The organism is Cryobacterium sp. M96 (genome assembly GCF_002929845.1).
Taxonomy (GTDB): Bacteria; Actinomycetota; Actinomycetes; order Actinomycetales; family Microbacteriaceae; genus Cryobacterium; species Cryobacterium sandaracinum.
In genome coordinates, this window is sequence record NZ_PJJS01000031.1 from 25,458 (window position 1) to 47,888 (window position 22,431).

Genomic DNA, 22,431 nt, shown 5'->3' on the forward strand with positions numbered 1-22,431 from the left:
GCGACCCGCGGAGCGGGCACTCCCGACCGGACAGGTGCTACCAGCGGCGGTGGATCTGCTCGCGCAGCATCCGGTCGTAGATATCCTGCACGCCCTCGTTGAGCCCGAGGCTGAGCGGGGCGACCGAACCGGCAGCGGCGTTGCCGCGAGCCTGCTGCACCGATCGGGCCCCGGGGATGACCGAGCTGATGCCGTCAATCTGGGCCACCCAGGCCAGCGCGGCCTGCGCGGGCGTGAGCTCCTCGGTCAGGGAGCCCACGAGCGCCGCGAACTCCGCGGCGGCTGCCAGGCCGGTCTCATAGTCCACACCGGAGAAGGTCTCGCCGACGTCGAAGGCGCTGCCGTCGCGGTTGTAGTTGCGGTGGTCGTTCGCCGCGAAGGTTGTCTCCCGGGTGTACTTTCCGGTCAGCAGGCCGCTCGCCAACGGAACGCGGGCGATGATGCCCACACCGGCGGCGCGCGCGGCCGGCACGACGGCCTCGAGCGGCTTCAGCCTGAACGCATTCAGGATGATCTGCACGCTGGCCAGGCCGGGCCGTTCGATGGCTGCGAGAGCCTGGTCGCAGGTCTCGACGCTCACCCCGTAGCCGGCGATGGCTCCCTCGGCGACGAGTGTGTCGAGCGCGTCGTAGACCTCGTCGGATTCGATCACGTCGCTCGGCGGGCAGTGCAGCTGCACGAGGTGCAGGGTGTCCATGCCGAGGTTCGTGCGGGACCGGTCGGTCCAGGCCCGGAAGTTGGCGAGCGTATAGTTCTCGGCCAGCTGGTCGACCCGTCGGCCCATCTTGGTGGCCACGGTGATGCCGGCTGCGGCGGCGCTGCCGGCCAGGAATCGACCGATGATCTGCTCGCTGCGGCCGTCACCGTAGACGTCGGCGGTGTCGAAGAAGGTGACGCCGGCGTCGACGGATGCCGCGAGCACCGCGGTCGCGTCGGCCTCCGACACGTCACCCCAGTCCGCTCCCAGCTGCCAGGTGCCCAACCCGATCACGGAGACGATTCGGCCGGTTTTTCCGAGGGTTCGTGTGTCCATGTCTCCAGCCTAGCCACGGAAGTCAAAGTGGAAGCAGTGACCGACGAGGCAGCAGCCGCGGACAAGGCCCCGGCCCCGGCCCTGTCGTCCGCGTCGATGACCCGGGCCAGTGCCCGGGCGAGCCGCGGCCGGATGAGATGGTCGTTCGCTTCGACGCGGTGCATGGTGACGTGGCGCATCCGTTCGATCACCGTCATGGAGCCGGCCGCGATGAAGGCGTCCAGCACACCGTAGACCACGTCGACCGGCACTCGCACGGCCGCGATGTCGCTGACCACGGTCTGCGATTCGATGCAGTGCTCCAGCGATTTCACGAACGGGGTCCAGTTGCGCTCCGTCAGCTCGAAGATGCCCTTCGGCAGCAGCCGTGCGATGATGGCCGCGTTCGCGAGAGTGAACTCCTTGTTCAGCCGCAGGAAATCGTAGGCGCGCAGGTAGGCGTTCACCCGGGCCCGCACCCAGCGTTCACCGATGTCGGTCGGCGACAGATAGACCGGCGGCCCCACGAGCACCACCCGGGACACCTGGGTTCGACGGGACGCGCGGGTGCGGGGCATCGCCGCCAGCCGGGCCGCGATCAGGCTGCCGAGGGAGTGGCCCACCAGGATGAACGGCTCGCGGAGCTTCAGCGACCGGATCGTGGTGGCCAGGGCCTCGACGTGGTCCTCGAGCCGATACTCGCACCCTTCGGGGATCGGCGATTCGCCGAAACCCAGGATGTCGACGGCGATGACCCGGTGCCTGGGCACAAGCAGTGGCACCAGTTCCCGGAACGTTTCCGAGGAGGAGGCGATGCCGTGCACGAGAATCACGACCGGACCGGTTCCCTCATCGATTGCGATGTGCAGCAGCGGCGGGCGTGTCCAGCCGAGCCGTTCGCAGAGGGTCGCCCACCAGGTCATGGTTCCAGTATCGCCGTGAACGGCGTCCCCGATCCATTCAGCGACCGGTGTAGGCGGCGCATGCACGCGAAGCGCGCGCCGCATGCCGAGACTCGATTGTGATCCAGAGCCGGCGACAGCGGTCGTACAGTGGGGCCATGAAGCGTTTGCCCGCGATCGCCGCGGTACTCCTGAGTGCACTGCTGCTGGCCGGATGCTCCGTGCCCGGCGCTTCCACCGACTCCGGCGGCCCCGCCACGTCCCCGGGCCTCGCCGAACCGGGCGTCGTCAATCCGGGGACCGTCACACCCGGCGCCGAACCCGGCGAGTCTCTCGACTCGCGCACCTTCCCGGACGGCAGCACGGGCGAGATCGCCTCCAGCCAGCGCGACGTGATCACCACCGGGATGGTGTCGATCACCGTGAAGGACCCGATCGCATCCGTGCAGGATGCCGTCACCATCACCGAGCAGGCCGGCGGTCGGATCGACAGCCGCACCGAGAACCCCGCCACCGGCAACCAGCCGGCGAGCGCGAACCTCACCCTGCGCATCCCCTCGGATGAGCTCGACCGCACGCTGGCGGAGCTGAAGCAGCTCGGCACCGTCAACTTCGTGTCACTCAATGCCTCGGACATCACCCAGCAGACCCAGGACCTCGATGCCCGGATCACCTCGCTGCAGACCTCGGTCGACCGGTTACTCGCCCTGATGACGAGCGCCACGAACACGACCGACCTGATCGCCGTCGAGAACGCGCTGGCCGAGCGGCAGAGCGAGCTCGAGGGGTTGCAGGCGCAGCGGGACTACCTGTCCGACCAGGTTGATTTCTCGACCATCACGCTCGACCTGTACTCGACCGGCACAGTGGATCCCGGCACCCCGGACGACTTCTGGGATGCCATCGCGGCCGGCTGGAACGCCCTCCTGACAGCCCTCGGTACCGCGATCGTGGCCATCGGCTTCGCGCTGCCCTGGCTGCTCGCTCTCGGCCTGGTCGCAGCAATCGTCTACCTGGTGATCCGGTTGGCACGCAAGCGGCGCACGCCTGCGTAAACTTATTTGGTGTACACGTCTACCGAACTCTCCCCGCTCGGTGACGAGCTGCTCGAACGCATCCGTTCTCGTGCCGCGAAGCATGACCGGGACAATACGTTCCCCGCCGACGATCTGGCCGACCTGATCGCCTGCGGTTACCTCCGCTCGCTCGTGCCTGTCTCCCATGGTGGCCTCGGGCGCAGCGTGCAGCAGGTCGCCGACGACCAGATCCGGCTCGCCGCCCACGCCCCGGCCACGGCCCTCGCCGTCAACATGCACCTCGTCTGGACGGGCGTGGCTCTCACCCTGCATCAGCGCGGCGACGACAGCCTCGCTTGCGTGCTGCACGGCGCCGCCGCGGGCGAGATCTTCGGCTTCGGCGTGAGCGAGCCGGGCAACGACCTCGTGCTCTCCGATTCGATCACGACGGCCACCCCACAGCCAGACGGCGGCTACCGATTCACCGGCACCAAGATTTTCACCACGCTCTCCCCGGCCTGGACCCGGCTCGGCACCATGGGGATCGACCGGGACTCCGTTGACGGCCCGAAAATCGTCTGGGCGTTCATCGATCGGGGCGACCCGGGCGTCAGTCAGAAGAATGACTGGGACACCCTGGGCATGCGAGCCAGCCAGAGCCGCAGCACGGTGCTCACCGGCGCATCCGCCCGCCCGGAGCAGGTCTTCCGGCGGCTGGATCCCGGGCCGAACCCTGACCCGCTGATCTTTGCGATCTTCGCCAATTTCGAGATCCTGCTGGCGGCCGTGTACACCGGCATCGGCCGGCGCGCGGTCGAGCTGGCCGTGCTGGCGGCGAAGCGGCGCACGTCGCTCAAGCACGACGGCCGAACCCTGGCGCAGGACCCGGACATCCGTTGGCGCGTCGCGGAGGCCGCGATGATGATGGATGGCCTGTACCCCCAGCTCGACGCCCTCGCCCACGATCTCGCCACTCAGGCCGACCACGGCCCGCGGTGGTTCCCGCTCCTGTCGGGCCTGAAGTATCGCGCCACCGAGACCGCGCGCCTGGTCGTCGACCAGGCGCTGCGGGTCAGCGGCGGCTCGTCGTACTTTGCCGGGAACGAGCTCGGGCGACTGTACCGCGACGTTCTTGCCGGGCTCTTCCACCCGTCCGACGCCGAATCGGCGCACGCCACCGTGGCTGCCGCCTGGCTGGGTCCGCTCGATGTCTGATGTCACCCGCGCGATCAACGTCTTCGACAGCGCCGCCTACACCCGCTCGGTCCTCGACCTCACCATGCGGCTCGCGGAGGTCATCTTCGCGGCTGGCGCCGGAGCCGAAGACGCCACGGCCGCCATGGAAGCCATCACCCGCGCCTACGGGCTGAGGGGAACCGAGGCCAACGTCACGCACACGATCATCGCGCTCACCCACGAGGACCCGGCCACGCACGAGTCCATCACCCGGAGCCGCAACGTCAAGTACCGTTCGCTCAACTACAGCAAGCTCGCGGCCACCTCCGAGCTGATCGCCGAGATCCTCGACTCGCCGCCGGATGTCGCCGATGCCCGCAAACGTCTGGCCACCATTGTCAGCGCCAAGCCGCAGGTACCGGCCCTGTACCGCCGGCTGGGCTGGAGCCTCGTCGGAGCCGGGGCCGCCGTGCTCATCGGCGGCGGCCTGGTCGTCTGCGTCGCCGCCTTCGTCGCCACCTTCTTCATCGACCTGATCACGACCTCGCTCGACCGCCGGCAGGTTCCCGTCTTCTACCAAAACGTGGTGGGCGGGGCGATCGGGCCGATTGTCGCCGCGATCGTCGCACTCATCGACACCTCGGCGAATCCGTCCCTGGTCGTCATCGCGACCATCATCATGCTCCTGGCCGGCGTCACCACCTTCGGCGCGGTCCACGACACACTGTCGGGCTTCTACCTGACCGGCACGGCACGAATGATGGAGGCCCTGTTGATCACGGGCGGCCTGGTCACCGGCGTGGCCGGGGCGTCACTGCTGGTGGCCCGCTTCGGGTTCCAATTGCGCGTCGATGCCAACCTCACGCCGACTCTGGCCGACTTGCCCGTGATGCTCGCCGCCGCCATGGTCATCGTCGCCGGTTTCGGCCTCGCCGTGCAGGTGCCGTGGCGGGCGTTCTGGGTGGTCTGCCTGCTCGGCGCCGTCGCCGAGCTGCTCTATCTGGGTGGGGCGAGCGCCGGCTTCGGCCTGGTCTGGTCGTCGGCTCTCAGCGCAATGGGTGTCGGTCTGCTGGCCGCGATCGCGGCCCGGATCGTGCGCACTCCCCCGCTGGTGATCGTCGTTTCCGCGCTCGTCCCCCTCGTTCCGGGGCTGATCCTGTTCCGCGGCCTGCTGCAGCTGTCCGACGGCAACATCGACGGCCTGCTCAGCATGCTGACCGCAGGTGCCGTGGCCGCCGCGCTGGCGGCGGGCGCCATCCTCGCCCAGTACGTGGTGCAGTTCGTCTGGGGTCCGGCGCGCAGGCTGCAGCGCCGCTTCGTGGGGCCGCTGATGGCTTTGCCCGTTCGGCTCGGCCGCGGCCCCGGCACCCGGATCTGACCCGGTGGACGAATCAAGCGGTTCCGGCTAGTTGGGAATATCCGCTTCGCCCTGCGGGTCTTCGGTATCCTCCTCAACGAAGCGGTAAGGGATCGGTTCCTCGGTTTCGTGGCCGATCCGGAAACTGCGGCGCACGGTTGAGCCGTCTTCCGTCTCCTCGAGCACGACCTCCTGCTGGTACTCGCCGTTCACGTACTCGAGTTTCCGGGGCGTGCCGGCGGCGATCACGTTGGGTCCGTAGAAAATGGCCTCGTAGGTGGTCGTGTCGCTCATATTTGGATCCCTTTCTCCGGGTGGAGACGTCTGCCTCTCTGGCGGGGCGCGTCGGTCTCAGCCTACGGCCGGGCGCGCAAGTTGCACAGGCCCGGGTGCCGGTGCGAGCGGGAAGGTGCCGTTTCGCGGCAACCCGCGTAGGGTCGAAGTCACGGTGCCGCTGGGGCTCGGTTCGAAGGAGTACACATGGCTGACAAATCACCCAAGAAGGACGCATCCAAAAAGGTTGCCGGCAAGTCCTTGAAGGAGAAGCGTGCCGACAAGCATGCCAAGGCGAACGAGACGACCGAGAAGGCGCGCAAGGCCTAGCGCCTGCTCCACGATTAAACTCAGGGTGTTGCCGCGCTAGCCGCGGCAACACCCTTTTATGTTCCGAAAGGACCTGCCGATGACCCTTCCCACCATGGACACCCAAGTGAGCTACCCGGCCGGGCAGACCGAGAGCACCGCGACGGTGCTGCACGTCGAGCCGCTCCCGACCGGACTGCTCGCCGTGCTCCTCGACACCACCCCCGTGCACCCGGTTGACGCGGGTTGGCCCGACCAGGGTCCCGACCGGGCCGTGCTGCGCGCCCAGGGAATCGAGCTGCCGGTGCTGGACTGCGTCGTCGGAGCAACGGACGGGTCGGCGCTGCATCTCGGCCGGGACATCCCGGTGCCGAAGGGAACGCCCGGCTGGGCGTTCGTCGTGGCCCACATCGTGCAGCCCCATGCCGCCCTGATCGAGGGGCAGCCGGTCGACGCCGTCGTTGACACCGGCTACCGGCGACGGATGTCCGCGGGCCACACCGCGTGCCACCTCGCCTCCCTCGCCCTCAACCTGGCTCTCGCAAACCGGTGGAAGAAGGACGTGCGCACCGACGCTCTCGGCAGCCCCGACTTCGACGGCACCGCGATCGACGTGTCCCTCATCGGCGAGAACGAATCCGTGGACACCTACCGGCTCGGCAAATCCCTGCGCCGCAAGGGCTTCGTCACGGAGGAACTGGCCGACCAACTGGCCGAGATCGAATCGATGCTGAACACCTCTCTCGCCGGGTGGGTGGCTACGGACGCGAGCGTGCGCATCGACCGGGACGGCCCACTGCTGACCGACCGCCGGTACTGGGTCTGTGAGCTGCCGGCACACGACGTGCGCATCCCCTGCGGCGGCACCCACGTTTCCTCCCTGGCCGAGCTCGGTGCTGTGCGCGTGGCGCTGTCCACAACCGACGTGGAGGGCACGACCGTGCTCACCATGGAGACGTTCGTCGGCCGATCGGCGCTCGGCGCTCGGCGGCTGAGGCCGGCGCAGGTCGGCACGTGAACTCGGCTTGGATCAGAAACTCCCATTTCGGAGATTTTTGCGACACGCTGTTCACCCCGGCGCACCACGCCGCATGAACCGAAATCTCCGAGTTCGGCGACGGAATGGCTCGTCGGCCTGAAGACGAAGACAGAAAGAAGCAGGCCCCCGGTTTCCCAGGGGCCTGCGACTGACGATTGTCACTATCTCGGTGGAGCTAAGGAGATTCGAACTCCTGACCTTCTCATTGCGAACGAGACGCGCTACCAACTGCGCCATAGCCCCTAACCGCTTATGCAGAATATCACGCGCGGCGACCGAGTTTCGCCGAACCGCCCGCTAGAGCCCGAATGTGCCCGGGTTCGGTCAGCCGACGGCGCGGCGACGGCGCAGCACGTCGTCGAGGTCGCTCATGCCGGGAGCGGTGTCTCCGACGACCCCCATCGACGCGAACCGGCTCGCTGCGGGCACGGCCGGAGCATTCTCGCGACCGGGCGCCGCACGCGTGAGCGGGGTGACGGCCACCTCGAGGGCCGCGGCCCGGCGGGCGAGTTCCGCCTCTGCGGCTACCTTCCGCAGCTCGGCGGCGGCATCCACGGATGCCATCGCCGCCTGGGCGACGGATCCGCGCGACAGGTGCATCGGCCGAGGCAGCGGCAACGGCGTCCAGCTCGGAGCGACGACCGGCGTCTCCTCGAGGTGCACGGACTCGAAGGCCTGCCCGACACGGGCGGAGGGGTAGCTGACCTCTGAGCCATTCGCGGCGGCAGCGTGCTGGTGGGCGCGGCGAGATGTGCGGGCGAGGCGCGACAGCGCCCCGACAGCGAGCGCGACCGTAGCCAGGCCGGCGAGGACTGCGGTCCAGGCTCCGCCCGCTGCCACCGCGAGAACCCCGGAGACGAAGAAGAGGATGCCCCCGAGCAGGATCAGGGAGGTCAGCGCTCGCACCCGGCGCAGACGCAGAGCGCGAGCGCGACCCGGCAATCTGGCCACGACCCCGGCGCCCACTGCGCCGGCACGCACTGCGGAAGCCTGGGCAGCGACCTCTCGGGCGGCAGCGGCGCGGTTTGTGGCGGCCAGGGCCGCGGCGGAGCGCCGAGCGGACGCGGCGGCATCCGTCACCGCCTTCGCCTCGGCTCGGGCATCGTCTTCGGCCTGGGCCAGCAGCTTGCGTTGGGTCAGGACGGTTCGGGCATTCGCTTCGAGCCGCACCTGCTGGGGCACCTCGGACGTCTCCGCCAGAATGCGCATGGTCTGCTGCAAGCGAACAGCGTTGCGCTCGGTGGTGAGGTACTGGCGTCGGCGCGCCCAGGTCGGCATGAGGTAGGTCACCCACAGGGCAGCCGCGACCGCAATCATCACTCCCCCGCCCAGGATCTCGCTACTCATAATCTCTAAGGTAAGAGGGCCATAGCCATGCGGTGATGATTATCGAGGGTGTGTCACGGGCAATTCTTGCACTCATCGGTCACTCACCGTCAACGGATGCGCGGCCGCGGCCCGATCGACGTCCGTCACCCGGGCGGCGTCGGCCGGCGCCTGGCCGAACTGCCAGCGGTGCAGCACGCCCTGGCGCACCTCTTCGGCCACCAGCCCGAAGCAAAAATGGTCGCGCCAGTCGCCGTTAATGTGAATGTACCGGCGACGCAGACCCTCGTAGCGGAAGCCGAGTTTCTCCACGACCCGCAGCGAGGGCACGTTCTCGGGTCGGATGCAGATCTCCATGCGGTGCAGCCCGAGCTGGCCGAAGCAGTAGTCGGTGGCCAGGGCTACGGCTGTGGGCGTGATCGCCTTCCCTGCGAATTCCTCGCCAACCCAGTAGCCGATGGTGGCCGACGACAGGGAGCCCCAGGTGATCGACGACACGTTGAGCTGGCCGGCCAGCTCGCCCTGGTATTCGACCAGGAACGGCAGCCCGCTGCCGGCACGAGAGTGCGCAAGCAGGCTGCGGATGCTGGCGCGGGTGTCGAAGGACATCGGCGCATAGGGGCTGGTGGCCTCCCAGGTGCGCAGCCAGCCCCGGTTCTCCATCAGGGAACGGTCGAGGTTGCGGTCGTCGCGCAATCGGATCGGTCGCAGTGTGACGGGACCCTCATGAAGCGTCGGTATTGCGATCGCCACAGTGTGCCCGTCTACTCAATGCCGAAATGGTGTTCCCTTAATCTACCGCGCGTGTTTTAGTCGAGAGTGGCGACGAACTCGTGCAGCCAGGGCCGCAGGTCCGGTCCGAGGTCCTCGCGGTCGACGGCAAGCTGCACAATGGCCTTGATGTAGTCGAGGCGGTCGCCGGTGTCGTAGCGGCGGCCACGGAAAATGACCCCGTACACGCCGCCGCTGGTGACCGGGTTCAGCGCCATCTCCTGCAGCGCGTCGGTGAGCTGGATCTCGTTACCCTTGCCCGGCTGGGTGCGCTCGAGCACCTCGAAGACCTCGGGGCGTAGCACGTAGCGGCCGATGATGGCCAGGTTCGACGGGGCATCCTCGGTGCTGGGCTTCTCGACCAGCCCGGTGACCCGCACCACGTCGGGATCGTCGGTGGCCTCGACCGCGGCCGCCCCGTAGAGGTGGATCTGTGAGGGCTCCACCTCCATCAGGGCAATGATGCTGGTATTGCGCGTGCTCTGCTCGGCGAGCATCTTCGACAACAGCGGGTCGCGCGCGTCGATGATGTCGTCACCGAGCAGCACCGCGAACGGTTCGTTGCCAACATGCATCTTGGCTCGCAGCACCGCGTGGCCGAGGCCCAGCGGGTCACCCTGGCGGACGTAGTGGATGTCGGCCAGGTCGGTGGCGTGGTTGACCTTCTCCAGTCGGCTGTGGTCGCCCTTTTTCTTCAGGATCGCCTCGAGTTCGGTCATGCGGTCGAAGTGGTTTTCCAGCGCGTTCTTGTTGCGCCCGGTGACCATCAGCACGTCGGTCAGGCCCGCGGCCACGGCCTCCTCCACCACGTACTGGATCGCCGGTTTGTCGACGACCGGCAGCATCTCCTTCGGCATGGCCTTGGTGGCCGGAAGAAAACGAGTGCCCAGTCCTGCAGCAGGAATGACGGCTTTGGTAATTGGTGTCCCCATGGTCCCTACGATATCGGCATCTAGGATGAGATATATGGATTCCGTTATCGGTCACCGAAAGCGCGCGCTTCGCGCCGAGCTGCGGGAGCGCCGCCAGAACCTGACCTCGGTCGAGCGGGAGGCCGCGACGGCCGGATTCACTCAGAATCTGCAGAGCATCACTCTGGATCTGTCGGCCCGGTCCATCTCCTGCTACCTGTCCTCCCGCAACGAACCGGACACCCGCCCGTTCGTGAACTGGGCGGAGGCCCAGGGCATCCGGGTGCTGTTTCCGGTGTCCCGCGATGACGGACTCCTCGACTGGACCGTCGGCGAGGACCAGACCGAATTCGAGGGTCTCTCGGGCGCGCCCGAGGCAGGCGGCAGCCTGCTGGGCCCGATCGCGATCAACGACGTTGACCTCATCATCGTGCCGGCCGCCGCCGTCGATGCGACCGGCCTGCGCATGGGCTGGGGTCGCGGCTACTACGACAAGACCCTAGGCTCGATGGAGAAGTGCCCGCCGGTGTATGCCGTCGTCTTCGACAACGAATTCGTCGACGAGGTGCCCCGTGAGGTTCACGACCAGCCGGTCGACGGCCTGGTCACCCCCACGCGCATCATCGCGTTCTGATCGGCACTCCCCCTACTTCCTGTTCAACGAAAGCCATTTCATAATCGGAGATTCCGGCCCACGGGCCGGTCCCCCATCGGAGTTCCAGTGCCTACCTATTCCTACCGCTGCACCGAGTGCGACACCGCGTTCGACATCCAGCAAGCATTCACCGACAGCTCGCTCACCACGTGCCCGACCTGTGGCGGCAAGCTGCGCAAGGTCTTCTCGTCGATCGGCGTGACCTTCAGCGGTTCCGGCTTTTACAGCAACGACGCCCGATCGGATGCGAAGCGCTCGCTCGAGCGCTCGTCGAAGACCCCAGACAAAAAGTCAGATAAGAGCTCAGACGCGAAGTCGGGCGATTCCGGCTCCGGCACCGGTTCCGGCTCCTCCAGCGAGAAGTCCGCGGCCCCCGCGAAAGACAGCTCCGGCCCGACGAAAGTCGCAAGCACCAGCACCAGCAACACGCCCGCGTCCGCCGCGAAGGCCTCCTAGCCCCCAGCACCTCACCGCCTCAGCACCTCAGCACCTCAGCACACCACTCGCCTGTCCCGGCGCCGAGACCTCACCGGAGTATCACCATGATCCAGGGCTTCAAAGAATTCATCATGCGCGGCAACGTCATTGAGCTTGCTGTCGCCGTGGTCATCGGCGCGGCGTTCACCGGGGTGGTCAGCGCGATCGTCACGGGCATCTTCAACCCGCTGATCGCGGCGATCTTCGACTCGGAGAGCCTGACGGAGGCAATGGTCATCGGCCTTCCCGGCGGGGGCGGCCTGTCGTTCGGTCTCGTCCTCGCCGCGGCCATCAACTTCCTGCTGGTCGCGGCCGTCGTCTATTTCGTCTTCGTGATGCCGCTCAACCACCTCAAGCACACGCAGGAGCGTCGCCGTGCAGCCGGAATTCCCTCCACCGCCGATGCCGCCGCCCCCACAACGGAACTCGACCTCCTGACCGAGATCCGGGACCTGCTGGCCGCCGGCGCGACACTCGACCAGGGTCCGAAGCACACGCTCTAGATGAGTGAGGCCTCATCGATTGGTTATCGCTCCCGGCAAGCCAATTCTGACCGGCCCCCGTTGACGCTGCTCAGTACAGGCGGAAGGCCGTGTCCGGGGTCGAACCAATTCGACGGAGATTCTGACGTTTGAGCGGGATTTCGGCCTGTTTCCGGACGATACGGGCAGAATCTCCGTCGAATTCGTTCGGGCCGCGGGCGGAGCGCGTGGTGGATACCGAGCGGCACAAGCGCTGCTGCACAGCGGGCAGGCGTTGTGGCCAACTCAGGAGATCCGTCCGGCCGGGTCGGGCATCCGCGCCGGTTCCGCACTGCTCTGCGGCGGCTGGTGAATGCGGCCGGCGGATGTCCTGAGTTAGCCACACACACACACACACACGGGCTCGGCGGGCCCATCGCCCACGACGATGCGGCCTCACTCATCCACGGCAGTCACCGACTCCGTCCCTTCGGCTACCAGTGCGGCGGGCGGTCCTGACGGAGCCGTTCGTCGTTGACGCCGCGGGTGCCCGGTCCGGCGGGATCGGCGGGCACGATGCCGCCCTCCTCGCGCAGAACCGGTGGGTGCGGATCGGGGTCGGTGTCGGGCGCGGGCGTCAGCCGAGCACGCCGGGACGTGCCGGCCGATTTGACGACGGACTGCCGGGGAACGACGGATGCGTCCCGGTGGCCGACCTTATCCCGGTGGTCGAGCTTGTCGAGACCATCCCGCTCGGGTACGTCGCGCTCAGGCACCAGGTCGGCGCACCGGACCGGACGAACCAGGCCCCGTCGAACCACGCCCCGACGAACCGGGCGCCGTCGAACCACGCCCCGTCGTACCAGGCGCGGCCGAGCCATGCGCGGAGGATCCGGCAGCCGCCGGCGGCACCGACAGGCCGACGAGTGCCGCCACGCGGGCGGCCACCGCGTCCGGGTTGCTGAAGAGTTCGAAGCTGTGCACCCGCAGGTAGTGCCAGCCGAGGCGGCGCAGCACTTCGGGGCGGAGCCTCAGGGACTCGCGCAAGCTCGACCGGCCGACGACGGCATCCGTTTCGACGACGACGGCACGGCCCGCGTGCGAGCCGGCGAGGGCCAGCTTGCCGCGGTGGCCGAGCGACACGGTGAGGCCAAGGCGTTCCAGCCGGCGGGCCAGGTCGACCAGCATCGCCTCGCTCGCGTCGGGAACTTGGGCCTCGTTGCGGCGCGCCTCGGTCTCGCTGAGCACCTGGGAGAGCGCGAGGATGCCGTGGCGCTGGCGATCCTCGTCGATGTCGGAGGGGCGGAAGCAGGAAACGATGTCCATGGCCCGACGGGCCCGGGTCATGCCGATGGCCAGCAGCCGCTCGCCGCCCGGTTCACCGAGCGAACCGAAGTTCGTCAGGAGACGGCCGTGCGGGGTGCGGCCGTAGCCGATGGAGAAGATCACCCGGTCGCGGCTCTGCGCCACGGCCTGCTCGAGGGTGAGCACAGTGAATGGCTCGGCCCGGTCTTTCAGGATGAAGTCGGAGAGGTCGGTACGCTTGGAGAAGGCGGACAGCACGGCCTGGTGCACACGCACGGAGTGCCGCGCGCTGGCCGTGATGACCATGAGTGATTCCTTCGGGCGCTTGACGGCGTGGTCCATGACGAGTTCGACCACCTTGGCCACCTCGGCGTCGACGCTTTCCACGGCCCCGGAGTCGGCGTCGGGCATGCCGTGCCCGCCGGCCACGTAGTTGATGGTGAGGCTGCCGTGCCCGAGGTAGCTGCCCGCCCAGGGCAGGGAGTCGATGCGCCCGCCGTAGAAGCGGTGGTTGACGAGTTCCGCGAGGTCTTCGCCGCCAGCGCGGTAGCTGCGGGTCAGGGTGAGGGTCGGCAGCAGCTCGCCGAGGCGGGCCAGGGCCGAGTCGGCGTGCAGGGCGTCGACGTTGGTCTCTTGCTCGACGCGGTCGTCGGCGGCGGCCGTGATGCCGGTCTCGAACGACGACGGTGTCTGCGTGACCGGGTCGCCGAACGCGACGATCTGCCGGCCGCGACGGATGGCGCCGACGTTCTCGGCCAGAGTGGTGGCGCCGGCGTCGACGAGCAGGACGGTGTCGAAGCTCATCTGGTCGGCGAGTGCCGCCACCTCGTAGGGCGAGGCCAGCCAGACCGGGGCGAGCACGCGGCCCAGGTGCGGGGCGGCCTTGTGCAGGCGGGTGGGGGTGGCCCGGTCGGCGCGCAGCAGGCGCCTGAGGTTGTCGGCCTCCTCGGGCCAGTCGACGACGCCGATCTTCCAGGTCTCGGCGAGCAGCCAGGCGAGGAGCTGCCCGGTGGTCGAGGCGTGCGCCTCGTCGACCAGACGGAAGTCGGCCTCGAGCCGGTCGAGAACCTGCGTGTTGGCGTTCAGGAGGGCCTTGTCGCCGCTGAGCATGGTCTCGAGCACGGACTGCCACCAGGCGAGTTCGAGCTCGTCGGCGACGTCTCTCTCGGACACGTGGCGCTGGGCCAGGTCGGTCATCAGCGGGTCGAGATTGTGTTCGCGCAGGGTAGCGAGCAGCGCGGTGCGCTCATGTAGGTTCGCCAGCACCTCGCTCTCGGCGGCCAGGCCGGAGATCGTGTAGATGAGCTCCTTCACCGGGCGGTTCGACAGCTGACGCGTGGTTCCGGCCGCTCCGAGCGGAACGTCGAGGCTCGCGAGGTCTTCCGAGACGCGCTGGTAGGCCACGTGCACATCCGAGATGCCCACGGGCACCTCGGGGGTGACGCCGGCGACTACGAAGCGCTGCCACAGGGTGCGCTGCTGCTGGATGCGGCGCAGGCTCTCGTTCATGTCGCTCACGTGCACGCCGGGGCGCAAGTATTCCACAGCGAGCTTGCGCAGACGGCGACGGTTCGCGCCGGTCATCTCGGGTGACTCCCGGCGGGACGCGGTCGCGGAGATCAGTTCGGTCAGGGACCGGTCGAAGACGGCCGGCTGGAACTTGTCGAGCGTCTCCCGGATGTCGAGCAGCAGCCGCAGGTAGACGCCGAGCTCGGCGATGGTCTCGAACGGTCGCAGTCGGGTCTGGCCGACGAGTCCGGCGGCACGCTCGAGCAGGCGTGGGAGTTCGATCTGGTTGACCCGTTTGGCCAACTGGTGCGCCGCCGAGGCGTCCGCGGTGGAGGAGAAGGAGGCTCCGTACCATGGCGAGTCGCCCGGTCCGTAGCGGAATTCACCGAGTGCAGCCGCCTTGATCAGGGTGGCGGCGGCGGCCGGCCGACCCTGCGCCAGGCGTTCGAGCGCGCGCCGGTCGAGCCTGGCCGTGGTCGAAGGAGGTGAGGGCAGCTGCGCGAGGCGTGCCAACTCTCCGAGGGCGTCGAGAACGGACACCCCGAGCGCCGGGTCGCGGCGGGTGAGCGCCGACCGGTAGTCGAGTAGCACCTTGCGCAGGCGCACAAGCGCGTCGTCGACGTCGCCGACCATGGGCTGGGTGGCCTTCTCGTTGCGGGTGATCGCCTGGATCAGGTCCCGGCGCAGGGTGCGCGGGGTCACGGCGACCCCGGGCAGCCCGACCTGCACCAAGCGGTGCGCGATACCGTCGAGGCTGGAACGGCGGGCGCTGACGACGAGCACGCGCTTGTGCTGAGCGATAAGCGAGCCGATCGCGTTCACAATCGTCTGCGTGCCGCCGGTGCCGGGAAGGGTTTTCACGACGAGCGAGTTGCCGGCCGCGATCTGCGCGACGACGTTCTCCTGCTCGGAGTCCGCGTCAAGCAGAAGGATGTCGGTGGCCGGTGGCCGGGAATCCTGGCCGAGCGGGACGACCGGGTTGTACGCGGTCTCGATGGCGCGCCGGGCGTTGGTGTTGCCACCGATCGCGTCGAGCAGCGGATGGTCCAGGTTGGCCGCATCGGCGGCGAGAGCGCGGCCGACGTCGGCGAACACAGAGGCCACGAGGCGCGGTACCACGTTGAACCAGGGCAGGTGCGAGGTGAGGCCGCGCAACCGGTCGATCACGGGCTGCGGTTTGAAGGCGCCGTTGGTGACGGCCAACGCCACGAACGCATCCGCATCCAGAACGATCTCGAACTGGTCCTTCAGCGCGCGGGCCAGTTCCGGGTTGAGGAACGGCTGGCCCTTGAGCTTGAGTTCGAAATCGCGGCCGTAGCGGCGGATGGCGAGGGGGCGCAGCAGCACGGGAGCGCTGTAGTCCACATCGTTGTGGCGCCACTCGGCGAGGCCGATGGCCAGGTGCACCGATTCGATGCCGCGCATGGAGCGCAGTTCGATGCCCTTCTGGGTGATCTCGCCGGCCGCCAGCCGCGCGTTGCGCAGGGCCAGCTCGTCGCGGATCAGGTTGGAGAGCAGAGCCGTCTTGCCGGTGATGAACTGGGGCAGACCGCCCGGATGGGTGGCGCTCAGTTCGATCCGCGTGCGGGGTCCGTCGCTGAAGTGCAGCAGCGGGGAACGCCCGCCCACTTCGGCGAGTTCGTCGCGCCAGCGCTGCCAGACCGGGTCGGCCACATTGCCCACGGTGAGGGACGGATCGCCCAAGCTGACCGCGTGCGGAGCCGCGGAATCGTGCGGGTCGGTGGGCGGAGCATCCTGAATCTCCGTCAGGATGCCGTCGTCATCTAGTTTCTTATCGAGGCGCCACACACTCGACACCATAAGCCAAATCCCTCCGATTCCGCGGCAGGCGGCCCGGAATTGCGCGGATTCAGCCCCGAATTGTCTCAAAACGGGGCTTCCGGATGCGCGTGCGGCCGTCAGCGATTCGGCTCGCCTCGGCGAGAATGGTGCAATGAAACTCCCCCTCGTCGAACTCCACCTGCACATCGAGGGAACCCTCGAACCGGAGCTGCTCTTCGAGCTGGCCGCGCGGAACGCGGTGACTCTGCCGTGGGCGTCGTTGGCGGAGCTGCGCGCCCAGTACGACTTCGCCGACCTGCAGTCGTTCCTGAACCTCTACTACCGGGCCCTGGACGTGCTGCGCGAACGGATCGACTTCACCGACCTGACCCGCGCCTACCTGGCACGCGCCCGCACGGCCGGGGTGCGGCACGCGGAGCTCTTCTTCGACCCGCAGGCGCACACGAGCCGGGGCGTCCCGCTGGTCACCGCCCTGGCGGGGGTGCGCGACGCCCTGGACCGGTCGGTCGACGAGTGGAGCATCAGCACGAAGCTGATCGTGACGTTCCTCCGGGACCGTCCACCCGCCGAGGCCCTGCAGATCCTGCAAGAGATTCTCGCCGGTGAGGTGCCGATCGATGGCATCGGGCTGGACTCGGCCGAGGTCGGCTATCCCCCGGAGCTCTTCACCGAGGTCTTCGCTCTGGCCCGCGAGAACGGTTTGCGCCTGGTGGCGCATGCGGGCGAGGAAGGACCGCCCGACTACGTCTGGCAGGCCCTCGACCTGCTCGGGGTGGAACGCGTCGACCACGGCATCCGCAGCCTGGAAGACGAGGTGCTGCTTGACCGGCTTGTGCGGGACCGCATCCCGCTCACGGTCTGCCCGTTCTCGAATGTGCGACTGCGCGTGATCGACACCCTCGCCGACCACCCCATCGTGCGGATGCTCGACCGCGGGCTGCTCGCCTGCATCAACTCCGACGACCCGGCCTACTTCGGCGGCTACATCGACGACAACCTGGCCGCGGTCGATGCGGAGTTCGGCCTGGGACCGGACCGGCTGGCCCTGCTCGCCCGGAACGGGATCGAGGCGTCGTTCCTGACGAACGGGGAGAAGGCGGCCCTGACTGCCGAGGTCGATGCCTGGCGTGCTGCCCAGCCGGCGCCGGCTACAGCCATCCGTTCTTCTTGAAGACGCCGTAGAGGCCGACGCCCATCGCGAGCATGAGGGCGAGTGCGAACGGGTAGCCGAACACCCAGGTGAGCTCGGGCATGTGGGTGAAGTTCATGCCGTAGATGGTGCCCACGAGCGTGGGCGCGAAGAGGATGGCCGCCCAGCTCGAGATCTTCTTGACCTCTTCGCTCTGGACGAGGCTGGTCTCGGACAACCGCCGGGTCTCCTCGTTCTGGCGCTGGGTCACAAGGGTGCTGTGCACAGTGAGGGCATTGTCGAGGAGTTGGCGGAACGCATCGCCGCGCTCGACAACCCGAAGGGTGTGGTCGAGCACGTCACGCAGGTGGTGGCTGAGCTCCGCGGGGACGTTGTAGGTGGTGAAGCCCTTCTGCAACGACTCCAGCATGCCCACGAGCGGCTGCGTCGCACGCTGGAACTCGATGACCTCGCGGGAGAGGTCGTAGATGCGCCGGGCGACGGCCTGATCGCCGTCGAAGAGCTGGTCCTCGATCTCGTCGATGTCGTTCTCCAACCCGGCGACGACCGGCCCATACTCGTCGACGATCTGGTCGAGGATGGCGTAGAGCACGGCCTCCGGCCCGAGGGCCAGCAGCTCCGGCGTCTTCTCCATGCGCTCGCGCACCTGCGCGAGGTCGGGCGACTCGGCGTGGCGAATGGTGGCCACGAAGTCCGGGCCCACGAAAACGTGCAGCTCGCCGAACTCGACGCGTTCTTCCTGGTCGAGATAGCGGGCCGGACGCAGCACGACGAAGAGGATGTCGTCGAAGCGTTCCAGCTTCGCCCGCTGGTGGCCCTTCAGCGCGTCTTCGACCGAGAGGTGGTGCAGGCTGAATTCGGCCGCGACCGAGCGCACCTCGTCGGGTGAGGGCCGGTACATCCCGATCCAGGCGAAGCCCTGGTGGGCCTTCATCACCTCATAGGTCTCGTCGAGCGTCGTCGGGTTCGCGGCCCGGCGGCCCTTCACATATACAGCGTTGTCGATCAGTGCCACGCGCACTCTCCTTAGCTAACAGCTACCAGTGTCGCACCGGACGGGCCGCCCGCTGAGCGGGCTCGCGCACTGACCGGGCACACGCACTGACCGGGCACGCGCGGGGAAGATAGGTTGGGGGTCGTGAACCCTGAGCGAGCCGGCGACGTCTTCATCGTCGTCGCTCCCCGCGGGTCCACGGATGCCGACGACCGGCGGTTCCTGGCGGCCGCGGCTGCCTGGGCGCTCGGCGTTGATTCGCGCCTCGTGCGCATCGAGCGAGACTGTCCGCACTGCGGCGGCCGGGACCACGGCCGGCCGCTGGTGGCGGTGTCGCCCGGGGCCGGGACGGGGACCCGCCCGCTGCACGTCAGCCTCAGTCGCGCCGTCGGGTGCGTCGCGTTCGCCCTGACCTTCCTCGGCCCGGTCGGGGTGGACATCGAGAGCGTCGCGGACGTCTCCCGGGCCGGGTTCGATGCGGTCGCGCTCGGGCAGGCGGAGCTCACCGCCCTGGCCAGGCTGTCGGCCCCCACCGCGGGCGCCGCCGCGGGCGCCGCCGAAACCGCGCGCGCGCGGGCCCGGTTGTGGACCGCGAAGGAGGCGGTGCTGAAGTGCACGGGCGACGGGCTCCGAGTGGACCCGCGCAACCTGACCGTCTCGTTGCCGGGCGGCGGCGGCCGGGGCTCGCCGCGCCTCGACGCCTGGCGCGGAGCCGACGTCGACGTTGACGTCGACGCGATTGGGCTTCGCGACTTCGACCCGGGCGCGGCGCTCATGGGTGCAGAGTACGTGGGCACGGCGTTCGTCGGCACGGCGCTCGTCGGCACGGCGCTCGTCGGCACGGTGGCCGTTCTCGGCGAGGGCAGGCGCGCCGCGGACGGACCGACCGTGCATATCGTGTCGAATGCGGACATCCGTCACCACCTGAATGGTCCGGCCTAGCCGGTTGAGTCCGAGACCGCCGTACAGCACTCCGCCCCGAACGAATTCGACGGAGATTCTGGCCGAAAGGGGCTCAAAAACCGGAAAATGACTCTCATTCGAGAGAATCTCCGTCGTATCGGTTCGACGCCAGGCGGGAGGGTCGGTCGGCTGGACCAGCCAACCTCGCCTAGAGCTTGGGCAGGGCGCTCCGATAGATCCAGCGGTCGACGATCCGGCGAATTTCACCGCTATCGGTGTGCACGGAAAGGAACTCCACAAGGTCCTCGGTAGTGATGGAACCGTGACGGCGCGCCCGCGTGTAGGCGCGCACGGCGCCGAAGAAGGCGTCGTCGCCGAGCGACCGGCGCACCGCGTGCAGGGCCAGGGCGCCGCGCTTGTAGACCCGGTCGTCGAACATGTCGTGCGGCCCCGGTTCGCCGACGACGATGTCCCGCGGCAGGGCCTCGATCTCGGTCCGGTGCACGGCGGCACTCGCATCGGCCGTTGGTCCACCGCCGGCCTCCGCCCACAGCCACTCGGCGTAGCAGGCGAACCCCTCGTGCAGCCAGATGTCCTGCCACCGCACGACGGTCAGGCTGTTGCCGAACCACTGGTGGGCCAGTTCGTGGGCGATCAGCCGGTCGCTGCCGTGCGCACCGTCGACGTGGTTGCGACCGAAAATGGCGAGGCCGTGGGCCTCGAGCGGGATCTCCAGCTCGTCGTCGGTGACAACGACCGAGTAGGCGTCGAACGGGTAGGGACCGAAGCGGTCGGCGAAGAGGGAGATCATCTCCGGAAGTCGGGCGAAGTCCACCGCCACCTCGCGGGCGAGGTTTGCCGGGAAGAAGATGCGTTGGGCCACCGGGGCGGCGGTGGCGTCGGTGCGCCGGTAACGGCCGATCAGCACCGTGGCCAGGTAAGTAGCCATCGGCTCCTTCACCTCGTAGGTCCAGCTGGTGCGGCCAGACCGCGTCGTGCGCGCGATCAGCGTACCGTTCGCCACGACCGTGTAGGGGTCCTCGCAGCTGACCCGGATGCGGAACGAGGCCTTGTTGCTGGGGTGGTCGTTGCAGGGGAACCACGACGCCGACCCGGTCGGCTGGCCGGCCACGAGCACGCCGTCGTCGAGTTCCTCCCAGCCGACCTCGCCCCAGATGCTCTTCAACGGATGCGGCGCGCCGCGATACCGCACGATCACCTCGAACAGAGCCCCAGCCTCGATCGTCGCCACCACCGTGATGGTGAGCTTGCGCGCGCTCTGGCTCACCTTCAACGCCCGCACCCCGTCGACGGTGACCCGGTCCACAGTGAGACCATCGAAGTCGAGGCTGAACCGGTCCAGCCTCATCGATGCCCGGGCCTGCACGGTGGCTGTGGCCCGCAACTGGTTGGTGGTCACCCGGTAGTCGAGGTTCAGGTCGTAGTGCAGGGCGAGGTAACCGCCGTTTCCGTTGCCCGGCAGGTACGGGTCGCCCGCGGTGGTGGCGCCGTGGGTGGGAGCGGCCCCTCGAACGCCGGCCGGGCCGAGCGCGGATCTGGGCGGCAGCGGGGTGAGGCGCTTGGCCGGGCTCTGAGCGGGGCCTGAGGGCGGTGGGGTGCGAGGCATGGTGGGCGTCAAGTCTGCCATGGCAGACTGCGCCACGGCGAAATGGGGTTGCCCGACCACACCGACCCGGCCGGCACGCGTTCCCCGCGCATCACCAGCGAGGCAGGCCCCACAGTGGCGCCCTCCTCGATGTCGGCCGCCGGCAGAATCACGCTGTGCGGCCCGAGCGTGGCGCCCGCCGCCAGGGTGACCCGGTCCAATTGCATGATGCGGTCGTGGAACAGGTGCGTCTGCACCACGCAGCCCCGGTTCACGGTCGCACCGTCTTTGATGCTCACCAGGTCCGCCTCCGGCAGCCAGTAGGTCTCGCACCACACGCCGTACCCGATGTGCGCGCCGAGAGTGCGAAGCCACACGGCGAGCGCCGGCGTGCCGGCCGCCTTCGCCGCGAACCAGGGTCGGGCGACCATCTCGACGAAGCTGTCCGACACCTCGTTGCGCCAGATGAACGACGACCAGAGCGGATGTTCCGTAGCGTCGATCCGGCCCACCAGCAACCACTTCGCGGCCGTGGTCACCAGGGCGGCGACGGCTCCCGCGGCCAGCAGCACCAGACCCGAGAGCGCGATCGTCCACCCCAGGCCGATCGTGAGCCAGAGCGCATCAAGGGCGACGAGCACGCCGAGGGCGATCAGGACCGTGACGATGACCGGGATGATCCGGAGCATCTCCCACAGCGCCCGCCAGGTGACGAGCCGGGCCGGTGGGTGGAAGGTGCGGGCCTCGTCAACATCCGTCACTGTGCGGCGCAGCCGTTCGGGCGGGTTGCCCAGCCAGGACGACCCGCGTTTCGCCTTGCGCGGCGTGGAGGAGAGCACCGCGACGAGCCCGTTGCGCGGCACCGTGCGGCCCGCGCCCGCCATGCCGCTGTTGCCGAGGAACGCCCGGCGGCCGATCTTGGCCGGCCCGATGTGCAGCCAGCCGCCGCCGAGTTCATAGCAGGCGACCATGGTGTCGTCGGCGAGAAACGCGGCCGGGGCGATGGTCGTCAGGGCGGGGATGAGAAGCACGGTGGAGGCTTCCACGCCGGCGCCCACCTTAGCGCCGAGCAGGCGCAGCCAGATCGGGGTGAGCAGGCTCGCGTAGATCGGGAACAGGAGCGTTCGGGCGCCGTCGAGGATTCGCTCGGTCATCCAGACCTGCCAGCCGATCCGGCTGCGCACGGGGTAGTACCCCTCCCGCAGGCCCACACCGAGCAGCCGAACGGAGCCGAGCACCAGCAGCGCGTAGACCAGCCCGGCTGCCACGACCGCGAGCGGGGTGGCCAGGGCGGCCCGCCCGGCCGCGTCGGCCAGAGTCGCAGCGTCGCCGATGGACGCCCCGACGATGAGCGCGCCGACGAGCACCGCGATCGCGGGCAGGGCCGTCATGGCGATGGCCCCGGTCGCGAAGGCGGTCAGCCAGCGGGTCCCGCGCGGCGGGCGCTCGGCCGGCCACGAGCCGCGGGCGGCGCCC

The 22,431-nt window shown here is 68.7% G+C and carries 21 protein-coding genes and 1 tRNA gene; 10 read left to right on the forward strand and 12 right to left on the reverse strand.

What is annotated here, in order from left to right:
• Positions 1 to 37 precede the first annotated feature (37 nt).
• Together CXY79_RS02405 and CXY79_RS02410 are read right to left on the reverse strand one after the other, a co-directional pair.
• Positions 38 to 1,033: an aldo/keto reductase gene (locus tag CXY79_RS02405; RefSeq protein ID WP_104099566.1), complete on the reverse strand. Its 996-nt coding sequence runs from the start codon at positions 1,031 to 1,033 to the stop codon at positions 38 to 40.
• Entirely contained in the window at positions 988 to 1,935 is a 948-nt protein-coding gene (locus CXY79_RS02410; RefSeq protein ID WP_104099567.1) for an alpha/beta fold hydrolase, read from the reverse strand. Before CXY79_RS02410 ends, CXY79_RS02405 begins: the two co-directional genes overlap by 46 nt.
• A gap of 137 nt (positions 1,936 to 2,072) precedes the next feature.
• Between CXY79_RS02410 and CXY79_RS02415 the strand changes: the two genes are divergently transcribed.
• From CXY79_RS02415 to CXY79_RS02425, 3 genes are read left to right on the forward strand one after another with little or no spacing between them, the layout of a single operon-like run.
• Positions 2,073 to 2,969 (forward strand): DUF4349 domain-containing protein, encoded by an 897-nt coding sequence (locus CXY79_RS02415; protein WP_104099568.1) that lies wholly within the window; start codon positions 2,073 to 2,075, stop codon positions 2,967 to 2,969.
• 9 nt (positions 2,970 to 2,978) lie between these two features.
• Positions 2,979 to 4,145, forward strand: coding sequence for an acyl-CoA dehydrogenase family protein (locus tag CXY79_RS02420; protein WP_233191164.1), 1,167 nt, complete (start codon positions 2,979 to 2,981; stop codon positions 4,143 to 4,145).
• Positions 4,138 to 5,484, forward strand: a complete 1,347-nt coding sequence (locus CXY79_RS02425) for a threonine/serine exporter ThrE family protein (RefSeq protein ID WP_104099570.1) — start codon at positions 4,138 to 4,140, stop codon at positions 5,482 to 5,484. Before CXY79_RS02420 ends, CXY79_RS02425 begins: the two co-directional genes overlap by 8 nt.
• A 27-nt stretch (positions 5,485 to 5,511) precedes the next feature.
• Here CXY79_RS02425 and CXY79_RS02430 read toward each other — a convergent pair whose 3' ends face one another.
• The gene (locus tag CXY79_RS02430; protein ID WP_104099571.1) at positions 5,512 to 5,757 is read right to left on the reverse strand and encodes a hypothetical protein; all 246 of its coding nucleotides are present in this window, start codon (positions 5,755 to 5,757) and stop codon (positions 5,512 to 5,514) included.
• Between the two features lie 186 nt (positions 5,758 to 5,943).
• Between CXY79_RS02430 and CXY79_RS16685 the strand changes: the two genes are divergently transcribed.
• Both CXY79_RS16685 and CXY79_RS02435 read left to right on the forward strand, forming a co-directional pair.
• A complete protein-coding gene (locus tag CXY79_RS16685) occupies positions 5,944 to 6,066 on the forward strand; it encodes a hypothetical protein (RefSeq protein WP_255408599.1) in 123 nt (40 codons plus the stop codon).
• Positions 6,067 to 6,145: 79 nt separating this feature from the next.
• The gene (locus CXY79_RS02435; protein WP_104099572.1) at positions 6,146 to 7,063 is read left to right on the forward strand and encodes a metal-dependent hydrolase; all 918 of its coding nucleotides are present in this window, start codon (positions 6,146 to 6,148) and stop codon (positions 7,061 to 7,063) included.
• Between the two features lie 191 nt (positions 7,064 to 7,254).
• Here the strand turns inward: CXY79_RS02435 and CXY79_RS02440 are convergent.
• The 4 genes from CXY79_RS02440 to galU all read right to left on the reverse strand — a co-directional run bounded on the left by CXY79_RS02440 (position 7,255) and on the right by galU (position 10,113).
• A tRNA-Ala gene (locus CXY79_RS02440) sits at positions 7,255 to 7,327 on the reverse strand.
• An 81-nt stretch (positions 7,328 to 7,408) separates the two neighbouring features.
• The gene (locus CXY79_RS02445) at positions 7,409 to 8,431 is read right to left on the reverse strand and encodes a hypothetical protein (protein ID WP_104099573.1); all 1,023 of its coding nucleotides are present in this window, start codon (positions 8,429 to 8,431) and stop codon (positions 7,409 to 7,411) included.
• Positions 8,432 to 8,503: 72 nt separating this feature from the next.
• Positions 8,504 to 9,163: a GNAT family N-acetyltransferase gene (locus tag CXY79_RS02450; RefSeq protein WP_104099574.1), complete on the reverse strand. Its 660-nt coding sequence runs from the start codon at positions 9,161 to 9,163 to the stop codon at positions 8,504 to 8,506.
• A 56-nt stretch (positions 9,164 to 9,219) separates the two neighbouring features.
• Entirely contained in the window at positions 9,220 to 10,113 is an 894-nt protein-coding gene (gene galU, locus CXY79_RS02455; protein WP_104099575.1) for a UTP--glucose-1-phosphate uridylyltransferase GalU, read from the reverse strand.
• A 34-nt stretch (positions 10,114 to 10,147) separates the two neighbouring features.
• Here galU and CXY79_RS02460 point away from each other — a divergent pair, with 34 nt between their 5' ends.
• The 3 genes from CXY79_RS02460 (at position 10,148) to mscL (ending at position 11,727) form a co-directional block, all read left to right on the forward strand.
• Positions 10,148 to 10,726: a 5-formyltetrahydrofolate cyclo-ligase gene (locus CXY79_RS02460; RefSeq protein WP_104099576.1), complete on the forward strand. Its 579-nt coding sequence runs from the start codon at positions 10,148 to 10,150 to the stop codon at positions 10,724 to 10,726.
• Positions 10,727 to 10,813: 87 nt separating this feature from the next.
• Positions 10,814 to 11,203, forward strand: coding sequence for an FmdB family zinc ribbon protein (locus CXY79_RS02465; RefSeq protein WP_104099577.1), 390 nt, complete (start codon positions 10,814 to 10,816; stop codon positions 11,201 to 11,203).
• A gap of 86 nt (positions 11,204 to 11,289) precedes the next feature.
• Positions 11,290 to 11,727 carry a large conductance mechanosensitive channel protein MscL gene (gene mscL / locus CXY79_RS02470; RefSeq protein ID WP_104099578.1) on the forward strand — a complete coding sequence of 146 codons (438 nt, stop codon included), beginning with the start codon at positions 11,290 to 11,292 and terminating at the stop codon, positions 11,725 to 11,727.
• 452 nt (positions 11,728 to 12,179) lie between these two features.
• Here mscL and CXY79_RS02475 read toward each other — a convergent pair whose 3' ends face one another.
• Positions 12,180 to 12,461, reverse strand: coding sequence for a hypothetical protein (locus CXY79_RS02475; RefSeq protein WP_104099579.1), 282 nt, complete (start codon positions 12,459 to 12,461; stop codon positions 12,180 to 12,182).
• The gene (locus CXY79_RS02480) at positions 12,454 to 16,320 is read right to left on the reverse strand and encodes an AAA family ATPase (RefSeq protein ID WP_233191166.1); all 3,867 of its coding nucleotides are present in this window, start codon (positions 16,318 to 16,320) and stop codon (positions 12,454 to 12,456) included. The genes CXY79_RS02475 and CXY79_RS02480 overlap by 8 nt, the downstream gene beginning before the upstream one ends.
• 133 nt (positions 16,321 to 16,453) lie before the next feature.
• Between CXY79_RS02480 and CXY79_RS02485 the strand changes: the two genes are divergently transcribed.
• The gene (locus CXY79_RS02485) at positions 16,454 to 17,473 is read left to right on the forward strand and encodes an adenosine deaminase (protein ID WP_104099580.1); all 1,020 of its coding nucleotides are present in this window, start codon (positions 16,454 to 16,456) and stop codon (positions 17,471 to 17,473) included.
• Here CXY79_RS02485 and CXY79_RS02490 read toward each other — a convergent pair.
• Entirely contained in the window at positions 17,451 to 18,467 is a 1,017-nt protein-coding gene (locus tag CXY79_RS02490) for a magnesium and cobalt transport protein CorA (protein WP_104099581.1), read from the reverse strand. The two genes, CXY79_RS02485 and CXY79_RS02490, sit on opposite strands and share 23 nt — an antisense overlap.
• Before the next feature lie 123 nt (positions 18,468 to 18,590).
• Between CXY79_RS02490 and CXY79_RS02495 the strand changes: the two genes are divergently transcribed.
• A complete protein-coding gene (locus tag CXY79_RS02495; RefSeq protein ID WP_158250206.1) occupies positions 18,591 to 19,388 on the forward strand; it encodes a 4'-phosphopantetheinyl transferase superfamily protein in 798 nt (265 codons plus the stop codon).
• 169 nt (positions 19,389 to 19,557) lie between these two features.
• On the opposite strand, the gene CXY79_RS02500 is transcribed toward CXY79_RS02495, so the two are convergent.
• Positions 19,558 to 20,976, reverse strand: coding sequence for a M1 family metallopeptidase (locus CXY79_RS02500; RefSeq protein WP_104099583.1), 1,419 nt, complete (start codon positions 20,974 to 20,976; stop codon positions 19,558 to 19,560).
• 8 nt (positions 20,977 to 20,984) lie between these two features.
• On the reverse strand, positions 20,985 to 22,431 hold a 1,447-nt coding region (locus CXY79_RS02505), incomplete at its 5' end, for a Pls/PosA family non-ribosomal peptide synthetase (RefSeq protein ID WP_369827923.1).

Bases quoted from the DNA above. Each gene is read 5' to 3' on its own strand.
- CXY79_RS02405 (WP_104099566.1), bottom strand. From the start codon at position 1,033: ATGGACACACGAACCCTCGGAAAAACCGGCCGAATCGTCTCCGTGATC.
- CXY79_RS02410 (WP_104099567.1), bottom strand. From the start codon at position 1,935: ATGACCTGGTGGGCGACCCTCTGCGAACGGCTCGGCTGGACACGCCCG.
- CXY79_RS02415 (WP_104099568.1), top strand. From the start codon at position 2,073: ATGAAGCGTTTGCCCGCGATCGCCGCGGTACTCCTGAGTGCACTGCTG.
- CXY79_RS02425 (WP_104099570.1), top strand. From the start codon at position 4,138: ATGTCTGATGTCACCCGCGCGATCAACGTCTTCGACAGCGCCGCCTAC.
- CXY79_RS02430 (WP_104099571.1), bottom strand. From the start codon at position 5,757: ATGAGCGACACGACCACCTACGAGGCCATTTTCTACGGACCCAACGTG.
- CXY79_RS16685 (WP_255408599.1), top strand. From the start codon at position 5,944: ATGGCTGACAAATCACCCAAGAAGGACGCATCCAAAAAGGTTGCCGGC.
- CXY79_RS02435 (WP_104099572.1), top strand. From the start codon at position 6,146: ATGACCCTTCCCACCATGGACACCCAAGTGAGCTACCCGGCCGGGCAG.
- CXY79_RS02445 (WP_104099573.1), bottom strand. From the start codon at position 8,431: ATGAGTAGCGAGATCCTGGGCGGGGGAGTGATGATTGCGGTCGCGGCT.
- galU (WP_104099575.1), bottom strand. From the start codon at position 10,113: ATGGGGACACCAATTACCAAAGCCGTCATTCCTGCTGCAGGACTGGGC.
- CXY79_RS02460 (WP_104099576.1), top strand. From the start codon at position 10,148: ATGGATTCCGTTATCGGTCACCGAAAGCGCGCGCTTCGCGCCGAGCTG.
- mscL (WP_104099578.1), top strand. From the start codon at position 11,290: ATGATCCAGGGCTTCAAAGAATTCATCATGCGCGGCAACGTCATTGAG.
- CXY79_RS02480 (WP_233191166.1), bottom strand. From the start codon at position 16,320: ATGGTGTCGAGTGTGTGGCGCCTCGATAAGAAACTAGATGACGACGGC.
- CXY79_RS02485 (WP_104099580.1), top strand. From the start codon at position 16,454: ATGAAACTCCCCCTCGTCGAACTCCACCTGCACATCGAGGGAACCCTC.
- CXY79_RS02500 (WP_104099583.1), bottom strand. From the start codon at position 20,976: ATGCCTCGCACCCCACCGCCCTCAGGCCCCGCTCAGAGCCCGGCCAAG.